Source organism: Phyllobacterium sp. MT110 (genome assembly GCF_058792715.1).
On record NZ_JBXAFE010000001.1, the window covers coordinates 474,186 to 493,059 of the forward strand.

Consider the following 18,874-nt stretch of genomic DNA (forward strand, 5'->3'; position numbering starts at 1 on the left):
TTCCCGGATTTATTTCCCGGATCTATTTCAATGCGGCCAGCGTCTCGGCGAGCTTTTCCTCGAACAGGTCCAGTTCCTCGTCCAGTCCGACACTGACACGGATGCAGCGGTCAAGCACCGGGGCCATGGGCTTGCGGACGAAAATGTCGCGCTCGATGAGACCGTTCAGCACGCTGGCGGCATAGGCCCCATCGCGCCCGCAGTCGATGGTGACGAAATTGGTGGCGGAAGGGATAGCGGCAAGGCCGTTGCTGGCGGCGATGGCCGCGATACGGTCGCGCCCGGCAATGATCCGCGCCACCACGGCATTGAGATAGGGTTGGTCGGCAAGGGCGGCCAACGCGGCGATCTGCACCATACGGTTCATGCCGAAATGGTTGCGGATCCTGTCAAAGGCGGTGATCTGGCTTTCCGCGCCAAGGGCATAGCCGCAGCGCATGCCGGCCAGGCCATAGGCCTTGGAAAAAGTGCGCATACGCAGCACGTTGGGCCGCGAGACGTCGATGGCGGGCAGGGCGGAGGCCGGGGCGGTCTCGCCATAGGCTTCGTCGAGGATCAGCAGGGTGGTTACGGGCAGGGCGGCGATGAAGGCTTCGATCGCCGCTGCCTCGTGCCATGTCCCCATGGGGTTGTCGGGATTGGAGAAATAGACCAGTGGCGCCTTTTCGCGGACGACTGCGTCCAGCAGGGCATCGAGGTCTTCCCGGTCATCCCGGTAGGGAACAGTGACAAGCCGCCCGCCGAACCCGGCCACATGAAAATTGAAGGTGGGATAGGCACCGAGCGAGGTGACAACCGGCGTTCCCTCGCGCACATATTGGCGAACGGTCAGCCCCAGCAGGGTATCGACGCCTTCGCCGACCACGATATTGCGCGGCGTGACGGCGAGATGCGCGGCGAGCGCCGCCTTCAGGTCGAAATTCTCCGGGTCGCAATATTTCCACACCTCCGGCGCGGCGTCGCGCATGGCTGCGATCACCGACGGTGCCGGTCCAAACCCGTTTTCATTGGCGCCAAGCCGGGCGCGAAACGGCCGGTTGCGTTGGCGTTCCAGTGTTTCCGGTCCGACGAAGGGCACGGTGGAGGGGAGCGATTCAATCAGGGGGGTAAGCTGCGGTTCCATGGCCACAGCGATAGCATTTTTTCCGGCGGTGAAAAGCAAAACCTGTCTCTTATTTCGGTATGACAGGATTGAGTTTGCGGCCTTGCCGGTTGAGCGCCGGCTTTATGCCAACCCACAGGGCCGGAAGCAGCGCCGCCGCCAGCACCCACCACATCGGGCGGATCGAATAGGCGAAGGAGAGGTTGGCCAGCAGCACCCGCATCGGCGGAATTCGGGTGGCGAGCGCGAACCAGGCATATTCGGCAAGGGCGGTTCCCAGCGCCGCCAGCACGGCAATGGCAAGCAGCGTCCACGGCGAAGACAGGGCAAAGCCGCGCGCATGGGCAAAGCGGTAGAGCAGCAGCGCGATGAGAAAACCCGCCATCAGCGTCGCCTGCGTGACATCCGCCTTGGATTGCATGAAAAAGTGCAGGACGCCGAGCGCCGCCAGCGGATAGGCGAGCGCGTGCAGCCGGTTCCAGTTCCTGCCCATGCGCCGGATCATGCCATCGGTGGAGGTCACGCCGAGCGCAATCAGGCCAAGCAATGCGGTGAAGCCGATCAGCAGATAGATGCGCAGCCAGATCTCGCTGGCCACCCGCAGCAGATTGCCATTCTGGTCAACGATGTAGAGCGAAAAATGCAGGGCGGCATAGGCGAGGGCGGTGAGGCCGAGGATGCGCCGGATCAGGATAAGCCTGTTCCAGCGGGTGATGTGGCGCAGCGGCGTTATGGCGAGTGAGATCAGGAAGAAGCGGATCGTCCAGTCACCGGTCTGGTGAATGGCTTCGGTGATCGGCCGCGGTCCGAGAATATTGACCTTGTAGCCCGTGGTGATGAACACCAGAGGGATGAAGGCAGCAATGAGGGCTGCGATTTTGATGGCCGACGGCTTTCCTGCCCGGTCATTCCATGGAAACTTGATCACGCCGCTGTTTTCCCTGATCACATGGCTCCTTACATCCACAGGAATCCGGCAGTGACAAGACAACAAGCCGTGAAAATGCCGGGATGTGTGGAGCACGAAATCCGGCGGCTCAGTCTGCCGGGCCGGCAAACAGAATGAGATTGCCGTCCGGATCGAGCACGATGAAGTTTCGCGCGCCCCACGGCTCCTTCTTCAGCGTCTGGTGAAAGGACACACCGGCCGCCTGGAAGTCGAGGAAAAGCTGCTTGATCTCAGCCGCGCTGTCGACGGCGATGGAGGCGGAAAGCAGATGTTCCCGGCTGCGGATATCGCCGGCAAAGACAGGCTCGCAGACCAGCCGCAAGGCAAGCATGGCCCGGTCGCGGATGAGTTGTCCGTAGAAGGGTGGTTCGCCATAGAGGAAATCAACGGCAAAGCCGAGTTTGCCGGTGTAGAAGTCGCATGATCGCTGGATATCGGCGACGAAAAGCTGGGCAGCAATGGAACTGAGGACGGCGCGCGGCGCGGGTTGATGGCTGGGTGTGCTCATGGTCGGGGCTCCTGATAGGAGCGCCTGCCACCCCTCGAAACCCCGCTGGCGTGCCACAAGTTCCTGCGCATCGCTGAGCCTGAACGGCGTATCCAGCACGTCCTTGTCATCGAGATGCCGGAACCGCGGCAGAGCGGCCCGGATTTCGGCGGCAACGGGATGGTACCGTTCACGATGCCAGCGCAGATACTGCTTTGCTTGCTTTCTGAGGTTTTCGAGGTTCGGCATTGGCGCATCTGTTGTCATTTGACGCAGGCGGGCATTGCCCTTTCGACCACACGTCGATGCGCCCTACGCAGCCCGGCAATAATCGTGCGAACCAACGGTCTTTGTCAAGACGGGCCCGCAACAGCAAAAAATCCGCCGACGGGTCACCGGCAGATGTACGGGAAGCAATGGCAGGGATAGGTCAGGGGCGCTGGGTCGCCAGCCAGCGGTCGGCGCTGGCCCGGCCGAAAACCCGGGCGCGGCGATTATATTCCGCGGTCAGCTGCCGCCGGCTTTCTTCGCGCGCATAGGTCCGTTTGGCCGGCCGGTTCTTCCGGATGCGCGCGGACATGGCATCCTGTTCAGGGCGAACGCGTGTGGCTTGCGCATTGGCACCGGGAGCATTGACACTGGGGGCAGCGGCATTGGGCATACCTTGCGCCTGGCTTTCAGCAGCAAAAAGTCCCGCAGCCACCGCTACGGCAAAAAACAGGCTTCGCATCAATATTATCCTTCTTGATTCGTCTGTGTTTTGACGGGTGCCAAAAGAGTTCACGACCTTTTCGTGAAGTTTCAAAACCCGTCAAGGGACATCGCTGTCCCCTGTTTATAACTTACCAGCGGTAATGGCGGCCCCCATAGATAATCAGGGGCGGAGAATTGAATCGCATGTCATCGAATTGAGCCCGGCTTGTGGCACGGCGATCCAGTTCAAGGTCGAGCAGGCAGCGGGCAAAGGCGTCGGTGCCCCGCTTGAAACCATAGGACGAACAGGTCCGGCCATCGATGGCGCGCCGTTCCTCCGGGGTGATGGTCTGGCATCCGGCAACGAACAGAATGAGAAGCAACACCGAACAGGTTGCACGTTTCATTGGGCTCTCCATGCCGCCGTTCTCCTGCGCGAGACGGCGACCAAATCAGTTCAACAGGCCAAGATTATCACAGAGCATCCGCCCGTGTTATCCCAATTGATTGATTGGATGGAGGAATTGCCGGAGAGGCAAAAATGTTCTGAAGAATAAAGTCCGGTCAGACGATGAGGACGCCGGCAAGCATCACGATAATGATCATTCCTGCCAGCAGGGGCAGGATCGACATGCTGGCTTCCGCCTGTTTGGGTTTCAATACCAATTTGGCAAAGTCAGCAGCACGGTTGCCGCGATTTCGGTGACCACAAGGAACAAGACCAGAGGGAAGAACCCATCGCTGATCTTTCTGTTGTCATTGGCTGGTGCAACGCTTGTCAAAGTCTGCTCCTGATCTAAACGACCTCCGCGGAACGCGAAACCCGGTCATGCTCGTCAGTGCCGATAGTCGGCTTGGTCACGCAACTGTAACAGCTTGAAACTTTTTGTCACCCCAAAAAGCACGTTCAGGCCCCAAACGTCTTTGTGAACGGCCCGTCCGGTGGGCCTTTTGCCTGTCAATGCCGAAGAAAACACTGTGGTTTCAGTGACTTGATTCGCGCGGTGCACAGGCGGGAAAACCTGCGCACCGCGCGTGTTTTTTCTACTCGGCCGGAGCCGGAGCGGGATGAACCGTGGCCGAATTGTGGCTTGATTCGCCGTCGAAGTGGCTTCCCTGACTCGCATGCTTGAGCGGCCGGTTGCCGGTCATGGCACGAACGAGCACGTAGAAGACCGGTGTCATGAACAGGCCGAACAGCGTCACGCCGATCATGCCGGAGAACACGGCCACGCCCATGGCGCTGCGCATTTCCGAACCGGCGCCCGTCGACGTGACGAGCGGAACCACGCCCATGATGAAGGCAAGCGAGGTCATCAGGATCGGGCGCAGCCGCAGGCGGCTGGCTTCGATCACCGCCTTGAACGGCGTTGATCCGGCGAACTCCAGTTCCCGCGCGAACTCCACGATCAGGATGGCATTCTTGGCGGAGAGGCCGACAAGCACGATCAGCCCGATCTGCGTGAAGACGTTGTTGTCACCGGCGGTCAGCCAGACGCCGAAGAGGGCGGCGAGCAAACCGAGCGGAACGATCATGATGATCGACAGCGGCAGGGACAGGCTTTCATACTGAGCCGACAGCACCAGGAACACCAGCAGGATCGACAGCGGGAAGATCAGGTAGGCGGAATTGCCGGCGATGATCTCCTGATAGGTGAGCTCCGTCCATTCATAGCCGATGCCGGCCGGGAAGGTCTCGGCGGCGATGCGTTCGACGGCAGCACGCGCCTGCCCCGAGGAGAAGCCCGGCGCCGCGTTGCCGTTCACATCGGCAGCAAGGAAGCCGTTGTAACGCATGGCGCGGTCGGGTCCGGCACTCGATTCCACCTTGAGCAGGGCCGACAGCGGGATCATTTCACCCGAACCCGAACGCACCTTCAGGTCGCCAATGTCTTCAGCCTTCGCCCGGAAGCCGGAATCGGCCTGCATGCGGACCGAATAGGTGCGGCCGAACTTGTTGAAGTCGTTGACATAGACCGAGCCCAGATAGATCTGCAGCGTGTTGAAGATCTCCGGCAGCGAAACGTTGAGCTGGCGTGCCTTGGCACGGTCCACATCGGCGTAGAGCTGGGGCACGTTGATCTGATAGCTGGAGAACAGGCCGACGAGTTCCGGAGCAGCTGCAGCCTTGGCAAGGAATGCCTTGGTAGCATCGTTCAGCGCCTGATAACCAAGACCGTTGCGGTCCTCGATCTGGAATTTGAAGCCGCCGATGGCGCCCAGACCCTGAACAGGGGGAGGCGGGAACACGGCGCTGAACGATTCCTTGATGCCGAACAATTGCATGTTCAGCGCCTTGGCAATCGCTCCGGCACTTAAGTCAGGCGTCTTGCGCTCCTCGAATGGCTTGAGCGAGACGAAGACGATACCGGCATTGGAGCTGTTGGTGAAACCGTTGATCGACAGGCCGGGGAACGCAATGGTGCTCTGCACGCCCGGAATCTTCAGGGCGATGTCACCAATGCGGCGGACCACCGCTTCCGTGCGGTCAAGCGTTGCACCATCCGGCAGCTGGGTGAAGCCGACGAGATACTGCTTGTCCTGCGGCGGCACGAACCCGCCGGGAACACTCTTGAACATGAAGGCCGTCGCACCGATCAGCAGGATATAGATGCCCATCATCACGGTCTTGCGCGAAATGACGGCGGTGACGCCGCGGCTGTAGCCATTGGCGCCGCGCGTGAACACGGCATTGAACCCGCGGAACAGCCAGCCCAGCGTCTTGTCCATGAACCGCGTCAGCGCATCCTTCGGCTCGTCATGGCCCTTGAGAAGCAGGGCGGCGAGGGCCGGGGACAGGGTCAGCGAGTTGAAAGCGGAGATGACGGTCGAGATGGCAATGGTCAGCGCGAACTGGCGGTAGAACTGCCCGGTCAGGCCGCTGATGAAGGCAAGCGGCACGAAAACCGCCACCAGCACCAGTGCAATGGCGATAATCGGACCCGACACTTCGCGCATCGCCTGAACGGTTGCCGCACGTGGCGCCAGACCGTTTTCGATGTTGCGTTCGACGTTTTCCACCACCACGATCGCGTCGTCCACCACGATGCCGATGGCGAGCACGAGGCCGAACAGGCTCAGCGCATTCACCGAGAAGCCGAAGAGGTGCATGACGGCGAACGTACCGATGATCGAGATCGGAACCGCAATCAGCGGGATAATCGAGGCGCGCCATGTCTGCAGGAACAGAATGACCACGAGAACGACGAGCACCACGGCTTCCAGCAGCGTGTGCACGACGGCTTCGATGGAAGCGCGGACGAACTGCGTCGTATCATAAACGATCTCATAGCTGACGCCTTCCGGCATGGTCAGCTTCATCTCGTCCATGACGGCACGCACCTGATCGGCGATCTGGATGGCGTTGGAGCCCGGTGCCTGGAAGACGGGGATGGCGACGGCCGGCTTGTTGTCGAGCAGGGAACGCAGGGAATACTGGGCAGCGCCAAGCTCGATGCGGGCGATATCGCGCAGATGCGTGATCGCGCCATTGGCAGCGGTCTTGACGATGATCTGGCCGAATTCTTCCTCGGTCTGCAGACGGCCCTGCGCGTTCACCGACAATTGCAGGTCAACGCCGTTGGGGCTGGGGGAGGCGCCGATGACGCCGGCGGCGGCCTGGACGTTCTGCGCGCGGATTTCATTGAGAACATCCGTTGCCGAAAGGCCGAGCTCCGCCGTCTTCTGCGGATCGAGCCACACGCGCATGGAATAATCGCCCGAACCGAACAGCTGCACGTCACCGACACCCTTGATGCGGGCGAGCCGGTCCTTGATGTTGATCAGCGCGTAATTGCGCAGATAGGTGATGTCATAGCGGTTGTTGGGCGAAATGAGATTGACCACCAGCATCAGGTCCGGCGAGCTTTTCACCGTGGTGATGCCGAGGCTGCGCACCTCCTGCGGCAGGCGGGGTTCCGCCTGCGACACACGGTTCTGCACCAGCTGCTGTGCCTTGTCGGGGTCGGTGCCGATGGCGAAGGTCACGGTCAGGGTCATCTGGCCGTCGGTGGTTGCCTGGCTGCCCATGTAGAGCATGCCTTCGACGCCGTTGATCTGTTCCTCGATCGGCGTTGCCACGGTTTCGGCAATGACCTTCGGGTTGGCACCCGGATATTGCGCGCGCACCACGATGGATGGCGGCACAACATCCGGATATTCCGAAACCGGCATGGCCGTCAGGGCGATCAGACCGCCAAGGAAAATCACGAAAGACAGAACGCCCGCGAAGACCGGGCGGTCGATGAAGAAATTGGAGATATTCATGTCACTATCCGCCTGCCCGTTGCGGGGCTTTGATGCGATTACTGTTGTGTCTTGGCTGGATCGGTGGCCAAGGCCTGCAAATTGTGTGCTGCAGCGCCCATGGCGACCATTTCAGGAGCGACGAGCGAACCGGGACGAATGCGCTGCAGGCCGTTGACGACGATCTTTTCCTCCGGCTGCAGGCCGCTGGTGACGATACGCAGGCCTTCCGCCGGTGCCCCGAGCGAAATCTCGCGGTATTCGACGATGTTCTTGTCGTTGACCACCATGACGAACTTCTTGCTCTGGTCGGTGCCGACGGCCTTTTCATCGACAAGCAGTTCCTGCTTTTCGTTGGCCGTGCCCATGCGCAGCTTGGCAAACTGGCCCGGCATGAACTTGCCGTCCGTATTGTCGAACACCGCCCGCACCTTGACCGTGCCGCTGGCGACATCGACGCTGTTGTTGATCAGCTGCAGCTTGCCCTTCACGTCGTTCTGGCCGTAAACGTCCATCACGACGGGGATGCGGTCGGAGAAATCGCGGCTGTTGAGACCCTGCGGCAGGTCGGCGAGGGCCTGTGCCACGGTGTTTTCATTGGCCTCGAAGCTGGCGTAGATCGGGCTGATCGAGACGATGGTGGTCAGCAGCGGTGAGCTGGGACCGGAGGCGATCAGATTGCCGGCGGTGATTTCGATGCGGCCGACACGGCCGCTGATGGGCGCACGGATTTCCGTGTAATCGAGGTTGAGCATGGCGGTCTTGAGCCCGGCCTGTGCCGCTTCAAGATCGGCCTGTGCGCCGCTCTGCACATTGAAGCGCTGGTCATAGTCGCTCTGGGACACGGTGCGCGAATCGATCAGGCGCTTGCCGCGTTCCAGTTCGTTCTTGGCGAGGGACAGTTTCGATTCGGCGGCGCTGACGGCGGCCTTTGCCCGCGCGACCTCGGCTTCATAGGGAGCCGGATCGATCTTGACGAGAAGGTCGCCCTGCTTGACCAGTGCACCTTCCTTGAAGGCGACGGACTGGATGGCCCCGGCGACGCGCGAACGAAGGTCGACATGGTCGATGGCTTCGAGGCGGCCGGAGAACTCGCTCCACCGGGTGATGAGCTTCGGCTGGACGACAGCGACGGAAACGGGCGTCGCGACGGGCGCGGCCTGCTTGCTGGTTTCGGCATGGCTCTTGCCAAGATCGAACAGTTGGGTCGAACCCACGGCTGCCAGCGCCACAATAAAGCCGCCGACATAGAGTGATCTTTTGTAAGTGCTGATTGACATCGTGGTCATCCTGCTTTGAAAGTTGTATCGCCATTGGGAGTGGCTAAACGAAATTGGATCGTTGACGATCGATACCGATCGGTATAAAACGAGATATAAGGCTGCGGTACGGTGGCTGTCAATTGGATTTTATACCGAACGGTATATTTCTTCTAGGGAGTCTTGTCCATGGGACGGCCGAGGGAATTTGATGCCGATGAGGCACTGCAGACTGCGCTCGAACTTTTTTGGCGCAAGGGCTACGAGGGCACATCCATCACTGACCTGACGGACGGCATGGGTATCACGAAGCCAAGCCTTTACGGCGCCTTCGGCAACAAGGAAGAACTGTTCCGCATGGCGCTTGAGCGCTATGAGCAGAACTACATGGCGTTTTTCTGGAAAGCGCTGGAGCAGCCGGATGCACGCACCGTCGCCATGGATATTCTGCACGGCTTTGCCGATGCGCAGACCTGCGACTGCAATCCTTCGGGGTGTCTGGGAATCAATGCGGCCATGGGCTGCAGCGATGCCGCCGCCGCCATCCAGAAAACCATCATCGAAAAGCGCAACATGGGCCAGAAGGCGCTGGCGCGGCGTTTTGCCCGGGCGAAACGCGAGGGTGACCTGAAAACCGAGTGCGACGCGGAAGATATCGCACGGTTTATCATGACGATATCCCAGGGTACCGCGGTACAGGCATCGAGCGGAACCGCGCGGGAAGAGCTCTACAGGCTGATCGATATCGCCATGCGCTGCTGGCCGGGCTGATCACGGACGATTGGCATTTTCTGCAGTTCGTGCAGGATTTTCACACCAGCCGGTGACGGAACAGCCAGGATGAAACCGGCAGTGTCACCACCGAAATGCCGATGAGCGCCAGCATTTCCGGCAGGAGCTGACGAATCCCTGCACCTTCCAGATAGACCTGGTGCGTGATGCTGATGGCATAGCGCAGCGGATTGATCAGCGTGAAATATTGCAGGATATCCGGCATGTTGCCGATGGGCGCCGTCAGGCCCGACAGCAGCATGAACGGCATCAAGAGCACGAAGGAGAAGATCATCGCCTGCTGCATGTTCGCGGCCAGCGACGACAGGAAAAGCCCGATGCCGACCGCCGCCGCCAGAAACAGGATCAGTCCCATATAAAGAATGAGGTAGGACCCGGCGAAGGGGATCTGGAACCACAACTGCGCGACGAGCAGGATGAGCGTTGCCTGCGTGGTGCCCACCATCATCGACGGCAGGGCCTTGCCCACCATGATTTCGGAGGGACGGAACGGCGTGACCAGCAACTGGTCGAGCGTTCCCGCCTCCCGTTCGCGCGCCACGGACATGGCGGTCAGCATCATTGTCATCATCATGGTGATGGTGCCGATCAGCGAGGGGATCATGTTCCAGCGCGTCTCCAGGCTCGGATTGTACCAGGCACGTGTCGTCACCGTGATTCCGGTATTGGCGGCCTGGCCGTTCTCGGCACGCCAGCGATGGGTGAAATCCGTCACGATGGCGCTGACATAGCCCTGCGCCGTGCCGGCCGTATTGGAATTGCGCCCGTCGGCGATAACCTGCAATTGGGCGGGCTTTCCGGCCATCAGGTTCTTTTCAAAGTCCTGGTCGATGACCAGCACCAGCAGAACGCGCCCGTTGTTGATATAACCGGCGATATCGCCTGTCCGCTGCAGCGTGGCGATGCGGGTAAACGTGTCGGAACCGTCGAAGCGTGCGGCCAGCGCCATGGAGGCGGCACTGTGATCGTGATCGAGAAGGGCGTAGGGCACGTTGTTGAGGTCGTAGCTCGCGGCATAGCCGAAGACCAGGCACTGCATGATCGGCGGCACCACCAGTACGATGCGGCTCTTGGGGTCTTTCAGCATGGCCAGCAATTCCTTGCGGATAAGGGCGATGATGCGGAAGAGCGACTGGATCATGGCTGCCTCACCCGAGTTTCTTGCGCGTTGCCCGCACGGAAGCGGCCATCAGCACCGTTGCCATCACCGCAAGCACCGCGGCGTTGGGCAGGATCACCCCCCAGATATCGCCGGCCAGAAACAGGGTCTGCAGCACGCTGACAAAATAGCGGCCGGGGAAAATATAGGTGATGAACTGGATGACGAGCGGCATGCTGCGGATGTCGAACATGAAGCCGGACAGCATCATTGCGGGCAGGAAGGTGACGACGAGGGTGACCTGACTGGCAACGAACTGGCTCTTGGTCACCGATGAAATCAGCAGGCCGATGCCGAGCGCCACGATCAGATAGAGCATCGAGACGATGACGAGTATCCACAGCGAGCCGCGCAGCGGCACATGGAACAGGATCTGGCTGCCGACAACGGACAATGCCAGCCCGAGCATGCCGAGAACGAAATAGGGAATGATCTTGCCGAGCAGGATTTCAACCGGCCGCACCGGCGTGACGAACAGCGCCTCGAAGGTGCCGCGCTCCCATTCCCGCGCCATGACGAGCGCGGTCAGGAGTGCGCCGATCAGCGTCATGACCAGCACGATCAGCCCCGGCACGAGGAAATAGCTGCTTTCATTGGCTTCGTTGAACCAGAGCCGCGTCTGCATATTGACCGAAGCACCGCTGCTGGCGATTCTGCCTTCGGCCGCCTGCCGCGCCAGCCACGTGGCAACGGCGCCTTGCGCATAGGCCAGCGAAATGCGTGCCGTATTGGCATCGGTGCCGTTGACGACGATCTGGATATCGCCATTGCCCAGCGCAACGTTTCTGGCAAATTGCGGCGGAATGCGCACGATGCCGCTGACGGTCTTGTCCTTGAGCAGCCGCTCGGCCTCCGCCATGGTCTTGACCGGATGGGTCTGGAAATAGTCCGAAAGCTCGAAACCCGACACTGCGCCGCGCGCTTCGGCGGAATTCTCTTCCATCACGATGGCGACCGGCAGGTTCTTCAGATCGAAGGACAGGCCGTAGCCGAACAGGATCAGCAGCATCATCGGCATGACGATGCCGACGGCGATGCTGCTGGGATCGCGGATCACCTGCCAGGATTCCTTGCGCACCAGCGCCAGGATGCGCCGCAGGCTGCCATGATACTGGATCGGGGCGGGTGTGCTCATGCGGCCTTGCCCCTTGTTTCAGCGGCGCTGCGCGATTCCTCGACAATGGCGATGAATGCATCCTCCATGTTCGGCTCGCGCCCGTCCTGCGGCTTCGCGTGGCCACGGATGTCGGCGGGCGTTCCCTCGGCAAGGTTGCGCCCGGCATCCATGATCATGATCCGGTCGCAATATTCCGCTTCCTCCATGAAATGGGTGGTGACGATGACCGTTACGCCCTGTTCCGACAGCGCGGTGATGCGCCCCCAGAATTCGCGTCGGGCGAGGGGATCGGCACCGCTCGTCGCCTCGTCGAGGAACAGGATGTCGGGTTCGTGCAACAGCGCGGCGGCCATGGCCAGGCGCTGCTTGAACCCGCCGGGCAACTGGCCGCTCGGCAGCGTCGCCAGTTCACCGAGTTCAAACTGCTGCTTCGACCAGTCGATGCGTTCGCGCTTTTTCGTGCCGCGCAGGCCATAGGCGCTGGCGAAGAAATCCAGGTTCTCGTCCACCGAGAGATCACCGTAGAGCGAGAATTTCTGCGCGACATAGCCCAGATTCTGCCGCGCCTCCGCCCGCGCCGTGCGCAAATCCGCGCCCGCAACCCGCAATGTTCCGCTGGTTGCGGGAATCAGCCCGCACAGCATGCGGAATGTGGTGCTCTTGCCCGCGCCGTTCGGGCCGAGCAGCCCATAAATCTCGCCGCGCTTCACCCGGAAACTGACATGGTTCACCGCGGCGAAATCGCCGAACATGCGCACGAGGTCATGCACCTCGACGGAAATCTCATCCTTGCGTGCCGAGTCTGCCGCGCGCTGCAGCTCCAGGCTGCTGGAATGGCCTTCGCCCGCCACGGCGCTGAACAGCACCATGAAGCCGTCCTCGAAACGCGGCGGCGTTGCGGTCAGCGCCACCGGCCTTCCGTCGACGCTGAGTTTGCCGTTGAAACCCGGTTGCCGGACGATGCGCACCTTGCCTGCTTCGGGCACCGCATCCACCACGCCGTCATGGCGGAACAGCCGCGCCTGCAGCGAGCGGGCATTCATGCCGTCCTGCGGCGCGGCGATGAACACATTGCCTTTCGCGCGGGCGGTGATCTCGTCGGGCTTGCCCTGCGCCAGCACCTTGCCCAGATGCATGACGACCGCATGGTCGCAGAACTCGGCCTCGTCGAGATAGGAGGTGCTGACGATGACCGTCAGGCCGTCTTCGCGCACCAGTTTCAGCACGATCTGCCACAGTTCCCGCCGCGACAGCGGATCGACGCCGACGGTCGGCTCATCGAGCAGCAGCAATTCCGGCGAGCGCACCAGCGTGCAGGCAAGACCGAGCTTCTGCTTCATGCCGCCGGACAGTTTTCCAGCCAGCCGTTCGGTGAAACGGCCAAGATTGGTCATGTCCATCAGCCGCGGATAAATCTCGCGGCGCTGGTCCGGGGTGATGCCATGCAGGTCCGCATAAAGATCGAGATTTTGCTGAACGCTCAGATCCTCATAAAGACCGAATTTCTGCGGCATGTAGCCGATGCGGTTCTGCACCGCCTGCGGATCAGCCGCGACATCAATTCCGAGCACCTTGAGCTCGCCGCTCTCGGCCGCCATCAGCCCGGCCATCAGCCGCAGGATCGTCGTCTTGCCCGCGCCGTCGGGCCCGACAAGGGCGGTCACCGTCCCGTGGCGCGCCTCAAACGAGACATCGTCGAGCGCCTTGACCGTTTCGCCGGTATCGCGGTGGAACGTCTTGTGGATGGACCGCGCCGTGACGGGGGAGGCTGGCGCGGCGCCGGTCATGGTTTTGTGTCCGCCATTGGCGCAATCGCGTGCGGCGCGGCATCCGGCAGCAATATAACGGTGGCCGGCATGCCGAGCCGCAGCACATCCTTCTGGTCCTCGACAAAGACGCGCACCTCATAGACGAGGCTGGTGCGCAGGTCGGTCGTCTCCACGGTTTTCGGGGTGAACTCCGCCACCGGCGAGATGAAGCCGACCCAGCCGTCCAGCGGCTGATCGGGAAAACTGTCCGTGGTGATCCTGGCCCGCATGCCGGGGCGCAGATGGCCGAGATTGGTTTCGGAGACATAGGCGCGCACCCATTTCGTGCCGCGCGTTGCCAGCGAAAATACCGGTTTGCTGGGCGCTGCAATCTCGCCCGGTTCCATCAGCCGCGAGCGCACGACGCCATCAAACGGCGCAAACAACTGTGCATCGGCAAGCTGCTGGCGCATGAGCGCCAGTTGCGCCTCGCTGCCGCGCAACTGCGCCTCGCTCTGGCTGATTTCCTCAACACGCGGACCGGCGATCGCAAGCGCCAGCGCACTTTGCGCCACGTCCACCTTGGCATCGGCAACGGCCGCCGCCGCGCGCGCCGTATCAAGGTCCTGCTTGCTGGCGGTGGCATTGGCGGTCAGTACGCTTTGGCGCTCGAATTGCGCCTTGGCGTTCAGCGCATCGGCCTGTGCCGACACCAGATTGGCGCGCGCCTGGGCGATTTCCTCAGGCCGGCTGCCGTTTTTCAGCTGGAGCAGGGCGGCCTGCTGGGCGGCGACCGTTGCCTCCGCCTGCTGCACCTGCGGGGCGAGGCGGCTGGTATCGAGCCGCGCCAGCACCTGGCCCTTGCCCACCACATCGCCTTCTTCCGCCAGCACCTCGGCAATCCGCTCCGACCCGTTGAAGGCAAGCGATGCCTGCCGCAGGTCGACATTGCCGTACAGCGTCAGCGCATCGTTCGCCGATGACGGGCGATAGTACCACCAGGCTCCGCCGGCGAGGGCGGCGATGAGGATCAGCGGAAGCAGGAAACGGATGATTTTGCTCATGCGCCATCATACAGGCCGTGTGCGCATTATGTCAAATTTGAATTTCAATTTGAACTTTTAATCCTTTCAAATCTGGGTTACTGTACGGGCATGATACGCAAAACACCTCGAAAACTTCCCGGACGGCGCGAAGACGGCGCTTCGACCAAGGCCCAGATTCTGGAAGCGGCGGGCGAAATCTTTGCCGAAAAGGGCTTTGACCGCGCCACGGGCAAGGAGATCGCCGAGCGGGCCGGGAGCAATTCAGCCGCGGTGAATTATTATTATGGCGGTATTGAAGGGCTCTATGCCGCGGTACTGGTCGAGGCGCACCGGCGGCTCCTGACCTACGACCGGCTGGTGGCGCTGGCGCAGGGACCGGGGGCTTCCATCGACAAGCTGAAAATCCTCATCGGACTGATTGCCGGGGCAATCACCGCCCCGGCGTCATCCACATGGGTGTTGCGGGTGTTGAGCCGCGAGATTCTCGCGCCATCCCAGGCCTTTCCCGTGCTGTTGAATCAGGAGGTGCTGCCGAAGAAGCAGGTGGTAACCGGGCTGGTTGCCGATATTCTGGGGGTGCCCGCCGACCATCCGGCAGTGGGGCGGTGTTTGCTCAATATGGTGTCGCCGTTTGCCATGCTGCTGCTCGGCAACCGCCAATTGCTGTCACAGGTTCTGCCCGATCTCTTCGCACCGGCGCCCGGTGCGCAGGAAGCCATTATCGCCCATTTCCAGCGCTTTGCCCTGGCGGGATTGGAGGCGACAGCGGCGGAGTTGAAGCGGGAAGCTGGGCGCTAGCGTCTGTTTCGTGCTGGAAGCGCGGCCGGCCGGATCATTCTTTCATCCGCAGTCTCACCCCCGGACCACCATTCACCATTTCACCATCCGCCTCAAAGATAACCCCCGCTGTTTCCAGAGCCGCTGCGATAGCCATGATGGTCGCAGGTTTCAGTTTCTCACCACGTTCCAATCGGGCGATTGTATCCGTCGACACGTGGGCAAGAGCTGCCAGATCACGCACCCCAAGTCCCAAAGCCGCACGCGCCATTTTGCACTGTAAATCGATCATTTTCGCTACACGGTTACGATTTTTGTTGACACCAATCCTGCTGAGGCACTATCGTCTCACTGTTGCGATTTTTACGCCGGTGAAACAGTGATGCCCAGCCTTATTGTTTTGGTGCCTATTATGTTTGTCTGAAACATTTTTAGATTAATTTTCAACCCTATTGAGGCCCTATCATGAGCCATGAATCAAGCAAAATCATTGATGCTCAGAACCGTCTGACTGAAGTGAAATATCTTGTCGAAGTGCTGTTCATGGCCGCCGCCGATATCGGCAATGAGCGGCAGCAATCGGCGATCCAATATGTCTGCGACATCGCCGACGAGCGTCTGGCTGTCATCAAAGCTTTGCTTGACGGGGCGAACGCGAACGCTGCTTAAAGTCGAAGCTGGACCGTTGCCACGGCATTCCTCCTCGGATATCCCGATGAAAACCTATCCCGCAGAAGAGACCGGTCCCCATGCACGCGACATCCCACCCCATCGCCGCGGTTCTGGTTCATGTCGGCGATGTGGAAGCGGGGCTCGCGTGGTATCAGCGCGCTTTTCCTGAGGCTGTCCGCACACGGCTCGACGAATTTGATTTCGAGTTCCTGCAAGTCGGCTCCGTCTGCCTTGAAATCGTGCCTGCGGACGCACAGGTGGGGTCGGGGGCCTTCGGCTCCGTCGTCTATTGGACGGTGGACGATTTTGACGCGGCTCTGGCGCATGTGGAAAAACTGGGCGCCACGCTCTATCGCGGGCCGCTTGCGATACAGGATGGCCTTGCCATGTGTCAGGTTCGCGACCCATGGGGCAACTGCATCGGTTTGCGGGGCCCCCGGCCTGCGGCGATATCCGGATAAGGCGCGCTGCGGGCGAGGTGAACGCAATACCGTTCATACTCTGTTCATCCTTGAAGGCGCACCTATCCCCGGTATGAATCGATAGGAGTGACTAATGAAAAATCTTGTTTCGCTGTTTACCGCTGGCTTGCTGGCGGTTCTCGTTGGATTGACTTCGGTCGTTTCTTCGAATGCGGCACCGGTATCGGCCCAGAAGGCGCCGGTCGTATCCAATGTCGAGCAGGTGCAGTACGTTGAGCGCCGCCGCCACGACAACCGCCGTTGGGATCGCCGCGATGACCGTCGCTGGGATCGCCGTGATGATCGCCGCCGCCCGCACTACGACAACCGCGGCTACCGTCCCGGTTACTGGAAGAATCATCGCGGCTACCGTGAACATCGCCGCGGCTATCGCCGTCACAGCGATGGCTACTGGTATCCGCTGGGTGTTTTCCGTCTCTGATTCCCGTCAGAACGCTTGAATGCAGAAAGGGCGGCTCGCGAGAGCCGCCTTTTTCTATGGCCGGCTGCTCTCCAGCGCCGCGCCGAGAGTGGCCAGCAGATTCCTGGACGCGGCGATGTCCTCAAACCGCATCCCGGCGGACAGCGCATTCACCCATTCGGCCTGCCGCCGCATCAGCGCCTCGTAAGACGCGGCCCCCTCAGACGTCGGGCTGAGCAGGCTGGCGCGGCGGTGCCGCGGGTTCGGGCCATAGGCCGCAAGCCCGTCATGCACCAGTTCATCGGCCAGGCGCTGCACGCTCTGGCGCGTCTGAGCGAGGTGGCGGGCGACATCCGCCACGGTTGCGGCCTCCTGAACGATCGCGCCCATGACCTGCCAGCGCGCGGCGGTCAATCCGAACGGCGCGCTCAGCCGGTTGCCGGCCTCGGTCAGGCGGCCGGCGGTTTGCAGGATGTCCCAGACGAGCCGGCTCAATTCTTCGCCCTGAGGGGTGCGCATGCTGATCTCCCGAATTTCCAGTGACATGTTGACAGTATGTTGTCAAAAATGCAAAATTGACAGCACATTGTCAACTTGAGGTATAGCATGACCCCGTCTGAACTTGTCAAAGGCCTGTATGAGGATTGTCTCAATCCGCGCCTGCTCGAGCGGCTTCCGGAGTATCTGTCGGAGGGTTTCGTCGGCGCCGGTGGCGAGCAGGGGCCGCAAGGCTTCCGGCAGACCGTCGAACGGATGATCGCGGCGTTTCCCGGCCTGCGGTTTGAGCTGGAAGACCTGTTTGCGGCGGAAGACAGGATATGCGTGCGCTGGCGCTTCGAGGCGGCGCATCTGGGGCCATTGTCGGGTATCGCGCCCACCGGCAAGACCGCGGTTCAGCAGGGAATCGCCATCTATCAGGCGCAGAACGGCAAGCTGACACGGGCATGGCTGCAGGTCGACCGCCTGGGTGTCCTGCAGCAGATCGGGGCGGTAACGCTCTGACGGAAAGGGCATGCCAGACAGACCGGGATATGCATGGCAACCGGCGGTGTCCGAGTGCCTGCACTGGGGGATAACGGTCTTGGAGGGCAAGGGTGGAAAATGGCGGAGAGGAAGGGATTCGAACCCTCGAGACCGTTTAACGGGCCTACTCCCTTAGCAGGGGAGCGCCTTCGACCACTCGGCCACCTCTCCAAGGACGCTGACTAAAGAGGAAACCCTTTGTTGGCAAGGCCTTTGTGTAAGTTTTCTGATTTTTCTATTTTGCAGTTCCGAGCCGTGGAAAACGGAACGAAGCGGTCATGGTTAGACACAAACGGCACAAAATTCGCACACGCAAATCACCGTTTGTTCTTGCGGGTACTGCCGGAAAACACCCGGTTTACCACCTCCCGGCCGGCATCGCCGTGGATATGGGTGTCGAGCGGCAGCCTCCGGCCTTTGGAGCCGCCCAAATGCGTGGCTGGTCAGTTTTTGCGGCCCGAATCCTTGACGGCTTTGTTAAGCGGCTTCGCAATTGAATGCCTGCTGGCATACCCAAACATGAGACGCGGATGTCGATCACTGATGCTGGCAAGATCGGCCATCGAATACGGCTCAGCGGTCTCGTAACCAGACAGGACCGCGACCTACTTGCTGTATTTCTCGCAGATATTCTTCCTATGAGGATCTCCGTATTCCTCGCAGTTATAGCCGCACTGATAATCGCCGCGGCCATTGATCTGGATTTCGTTCATCTTCTCTTTCGCAGAATCCAGGCAGTACGACACAGACGTGAAATGCGGCGTTACGACAAATTTTGTTCGGTCGGTTCGATCCGGGTAAACAATGGCAGACCAGCCGGCAGGGCGATCGTCACAACCAGCCAGCAAGAGAAGAGCTAGGAATAGTAGAATTCTCAATATAGCGTTTCCAGTTTCTGTTGATCTTCATTGAGAATTTAACCG

20 protein-coding genes and 1 tRNA gene are annotated in these 18,874 nt (G+C 60.9%); 7 read left to right on the plus strand and 14 right to left on the minus strand.

What is annotated here, in order from left to right; all coding sequences use genetic code 11:
• Positions 1-22: 22 nt before the first annotated feature.
• The 7 genes from AC1Q5O_RS02295 to AC1Q5O_RS02325 all read right to left on the minus strand — a co-directional run bounded on the left by AC1Q5O_RS02295 (position 23) and on the right by AC1Q5O_RS02325 (position 8,756).
• Positions 23-1,123: a pyridoxal phosphate-dependent aminotransferase gene (locus AC1Q5O_RS02295; RefSeq protein WP_492561776.1), complete on the minus strand. Its 1,101-nt coding sequence runs from the start codon at positions 1,121-1,123 to the stop codon at positions 23-25.
• Positions 1,124-1,172: 49 nt separating this feature from the next.
• Positions 1,173-2,030: a protein-methionine-sulfoxide reductase heme-binding subunit MsrQ gene (gene msrQ, locus AC1Q5O_RS02300; protein WP_492561777.1), complete on the minus strand. Its 858-nt coding sequence runs from the start codon at positions 2,028-2,030 to the stop codon at positions 1,173-1,175.
• A gap of 109 nt (positions 2,031-2,139) precedes the next feature.
• Positions 2,140-2,787, minus strand: a complete 648-nt coding sequence (locus AC1Q5O_RS02305) for a VOC family protein (protein ID WP_492561778.1) — start codon at positions 2,785-2,787, stop codon at positions 2,140-2,142.
• A 181-nt stretch (positions 2,788-2,968) separates the two neighbouring features.
• The gene (locus AC1Q5O_RS02310) at positions 2,969-3,268 is read right to left on the minus strand and encodes a hypothetical protein (protein ID WP_346304928.1); all 300 of its coding nucleotides are present in this window, start codon (positions 3,266-3,268) and stop codon (positions 2,969-2,971) included.
• Positions 3,269-3,380: 112 nt separating this feature from the next.
• Positions 3,381-3,638, minus strand: a complete 258-nt coding sequence (locus AC1Q5O_RS02315; protein ID WP_223611335.1) for a hypothetical protein — start codon at positions 3,636-3,638, stop codon at positions 3,381-3,383.
• A 637-nt stretch (positions 3,639-4,275) separates the two neighbouring features.
• Positions 4,276-7,497, minus strand: coding sequence for an efflux RND transporter permease subunit (locus tag AC1Q5O_RS02320; protein ID WP_492561779.1), 3,222 nt, complete (start codon positions 7,495-7,497; stop codon positions 4,276-4,278).
• Between the two features lie 38 nt (positions 7,498-7,535).
• Positions 7,536-8,756: an efflux RND transporter periplasmic adaptor subunit gene (locus AC1Q5O_RS02325; protein WP_492561780.1), complete on the minus strand. Its 1,221-nt coding sequence runs from the start codon at positions 8,754-8,756 to the stop codon at positions 7,536-7,538.
• A gap of 168 nt (positions 8,757-8,924) precedes the next feature.
• Between AC1Q5O_RS02325 and AC1Q5O_RS02330 the strand changes: the two genes are divergently transcribed.
• Entirely contained in the window at positions 8,925-9,506 is a 582-nt protein-coding gene (locus AC1Q5O_RS02330) for a TetR/AcrR family transcriptional regulator (protein WP_105735974.1), read from the plus strand.
• Positions 9,507-9,546: 40 nt separating this feature from the next.
• Here AC1Q5O_RS02330 and AC1Q5O_RS02335 read toward each other — a convergent pair whose 3' ends face one another.
• From AC1Q5O_RS02335 to AC1Q5O_RS02350, 4 genes are read right to left on the minus strand one after another with little or no spacing between them, the layout of a single operon-like run.
• Positions 9,547-10,668, minus strand: a complete 1,122-nt coding sequence (locus AC1Q5O_RS02335; RefSeq protein WP_492561781.1) for an ABC transporter permease — start codon at positions 10,666-10,668, stop codon at positions 9,547-9,549.
• A gap of 7 nt (positions 10,669-10,675) precedes the next feature.
• The gene (locus AC1Q5O_RS02340) at positions 10,676-11,821 is read right to left on the minus strand and encodes an ABC transporter permease (protein ID WP_492561782.1); all 1,146 of its coding nucleotides are present in this window, start codon (positions 11,819-11,821) and stop codon (positions 10,676-10,678) included.
• Positions 11,818-13,590, minus strand: coding sequence for an ATP-binding cassette domain-containing protein (locus AC1Q5O_RS02345; protein WP_492561783.1), 1,773 nt, complete (start codon positions 13,588-13,590; stop codon positions 11,818-11,820). The genes AC1Q5O_RS02340 and AC1Q5O_RS02345 overlap by 4 nt, the downstream gene beginning before the upstream one ends.
• Positions 13,587-14,615: an HlyD family secretion protein gene (locus AC1Q5O_RS02350; protein ID WP_492561784.1), complete on the minus strand. Its 1,029-nt coding sequence runs from the start codon at positions 14,613-14,615 to the stop codon at positions 13,587-13,589. The genes AC1Q5O_RS02345 and AC1Q5O_RS02350 overlap by 4 nt, the downstream gene beginning before the upstream one ends.
• Before the next feature lie 90 nt (positions 14,616-14,705).
• Here AC1Q5O_RS02350 and AC1Q5O_RS02355 point away from each other — a divergent pair, with 90 nt between their 5' ends.
• Positions 14,706-15,395: a CerR family C-terminal domain-containing protein gene (locus AC1Q5O_RS02355; RefSeq protein WP_492561785.1), complete on the plus strand. Its 690-nt coding sequence runs from the start codon at positions 14,706-14,708 to the stop codon at positions 15,393-15,395.
• 34 nt (positions 15,396-15,429) lie between these two features.
• Here the strand turns inward: AC1Q5O_RS02355 and AC1Q5O_RS02360 are convergent, their stop codons facing one another.
• Entirely contained in the window at positions 15,430-15,666 is a 237-nt protein-coding gene (locus tag AC1Q5O_RS02360) for a helix-turn-helix domain-containing protein (protein WP_492561786.1), read from the minus strand.
• 173 nt (positions 15,667-15,839) lie between these two features.
• Here AC1Q5O_RS02360 and AC1Q5O_RS02365 point away from each other — a divergent pair, with 173 nt between their 5' ends.
• From AC1Q5O_RS02365 to AC1Q5O_RS02375, 3 genes are all read left to right on the plus strand, one after another.
• Complete coding sequence (locus AC1Q5O_RS02365) at positions 15,840-16,043, plus strand: hypothetical protein (RefSeq protein WP_492561787.1); 204 nt, start codon at positions 15,840-15,842, stop codon at positions 16,041-16,043.
• Positions 16,044-16,123: 80 nt separating this feature from the next.
• Positions 16,124-16,507 (plus strand): VOC family protein, encoded by a 384-nt coding sequence (locus AC1Q5O_RS02370; protein WP_492561788.1) that lies wholly within the window; start codon positions 16,124-16,126, stop codon positions 16,505-16,507.
• Positions 16,508-16,601: 94 nt separating this feature from the next.
• Complete coding sequence (locus AC1Q5O_RS02375) at positions 16,602-16,949, plus strand: hypothetical protein (RefSeq protein WP_464663113.1); 348 nt, start codon at positions 16,602-16,604, stop codon at positions 16,947-16,949.
• Positions 16,950-17,003: 54 nt separating this feature from the next.
• On the opposite strand, the gene AC1Q5O_RS02380 is transcribed toward AC1Q5O_RS02375, so the two are convergent.
• Positions 17,004-17,447 (minus strand): MarR family winged helix-turn-helix transcriptional regulator, encoded by a 444-nt coding sequence (locus AC1Q5O_RS02380; protein WP_492561789.1) that lies wholly within the window; start codon positions 17,445-17,447, stop codon positions 17,004-17,006.
• Positions 17,448-17,534: 87 nt separating this feature from the next.
• On the opposite strand from AC1Q5O_RS02380, the gene AC1Q5O_RS02385 reads away from it, so the two are divergent.
• A complete protein-coding gene (locus AC1Q5O_RS02385) occupies positions 17,535-17,930 on the plus strand; it encodes an ester cyclase (RefSeq protein ID WP_492561790.1) in 396 nt (131 codons plus the stop codon).
• Between the two features lie 100 nt (positions 17,931-18,030).
• Here the strand turns inward: AC1Q5O_RS02385 and AC1Q5O_RS02390 are convergent.
• Positions 18,031-18,122, minus strand: a tRNA-Ser gene (locus AC1Q5O_RS02390).
• Between the two features lie 359 nt (positions 18,123-18,481).
• Here AC1Q5O_RS02390 and AC1Q5O_RS02395 point away from each other — a divergent pair.
• Complete coding sequence (locus tag AC1Q5O_RS02395; protein ID WP_492561791.1) at positions 18,482-18,811, plus strand: hypothetical protein; 330 nt, start codon at positions 18,482-18,484, stop codon at positions 18,809-18,811.
• Positions 18,812-18,874 lie beyond the last annotated feature (63 nt).

Coding starts and splice junctions, on each gene's coding strand:
- AC1Q5O_RS02385 (WP_492561790.1), top strand. CDS start 17,535: ATGACCCCGTCTGAACTTGTCAAAGGCCTGTATGAGGATTGTCTCAAT.
- AC1Q5O_RS02355 (WP_492561785.1), top strand. CDS start 14,706: ATGATACGCAAAACACCTCGAAAACTTCCCGGACGGCGCGAAGACGGC.
- AC1Q5O_RS02395 (WP_492561791.1), top strand. CDS start 18,482: ATGTCGATCACTGATGCTGGCAAGATCGGCCATCGAATACGGCTCAGC.
- AC1Q5O_RS02365 (WP_492561787.1), top strand. CDS start 15,840: ATGAGCCATGAATCAAGCAAAATCATTGATGCTCAGAACCGTCTGACT.
- AC1Q5O_RS02305 (WP_492561778.1), bottom strand. CDS start 2,787: ATGCCGAACCTCGAAAACCTCAGAAAGCAAGCAAAGCAGTATCTGCGC.
- AC1Q5O_RS02375 (WP_464663113.1), top strand. CDS start 16,602: ATGAAAAATCTTGTTTCGCTGTTTACCGCTGGCTTGCTGGCGGTTCTC.
- AC1Q5O_RS02315 (WP_223611335.1), bottom strand. CDS start 3,638: ATGAAACGTGCAACCTGTTCGGTGTTGCTTCTCATTCTGTTCGTTGCC.
- AC1Q5O_RS02350 (WP_492561784.1), bottom strand. CDS start 14,615: ATGAGCAAAATCATCCGTTTCCTGCTTCCGCTGATCCTCATCGCCGCC.
- AC1Q5O_RS02310 (WP_346304928.1), bottom strand. CDS start 3,268: ATGCGAAGCCTGTTTTTTGCCGTAGCGGTGGCTGCGGGACTTTTTGCT.
- AC1Q5O_RS02360 (WP_492561786.1), bottom strand. CDS start 15,666: ATGATCGATTTACAGTGCAAAATGGCGCGTGCGGCTTTGGGACTTGGG.
- AC1Q5O_RS02320 (WP_492561779.1), bottom strand. CDS start 7,497: ATGAATATCTCCAATTTCTTCATCGACCGCCCGGTCTTCGCGGGCGTT.
- AC1Q5O_RS02380 (WP_492561789.1), bottom strand. CDS start 17,447: ATGCGCACCCCTCAGGGCGAAGAATTGAGCCGGCTCGTCTGGGACATC.
- AC1Q5O_RS02335 (WP_492561781.1), bottom strand. CDS start 10,668: ATGATCCAGTCGCTCTTCCGCATCATCGCCCTTATCCGCAAGGAATTG.
- AC1Q5O_RS02340 (WP_492561782.1), bottom strand. CDS start 11,821: ATGAGCACACCCGCCCCGATCCAGTATCATGGCAGCCTGCGGCGCATC.
- AC1Q5O_RS02370 (WP_492561788.1), top strand. CDS start 16,124: ATGCACGCGACATCCCACCCCATCGCCGCGGTTCTGGTTCATGTCGGC.
- AC1Q5O_RS02330 (WP_105735974.1), top strand. CDS start 8,925: ATGGGACGGCCGAGGGAATTTGATGCCGATGAGGCACTGCAGACTGCG.
- AC1Q5O_RS02295 (WP_492561776.1), bottom strand. CDS start 1,123: ATGGAACCGCAGCTTACCCCCCTGATTGAATCGCTCCCCTCCACCGTG.
- AC1Q5O_RS02325 (WP_492561780.1), bottom strand. CDS start 8,756: ATGTCAATCAGCACTTACAAAAGATCACTCTATGTCGGCGGCTTTATT.
- AC1Q5O_RS02345 (WP_492561783.1), bottom strand. CDS start 13,590: ATGACCGGCGCCGCGCCAGCCTCCCCCGTCACGGCGCGGTCCATCCAC.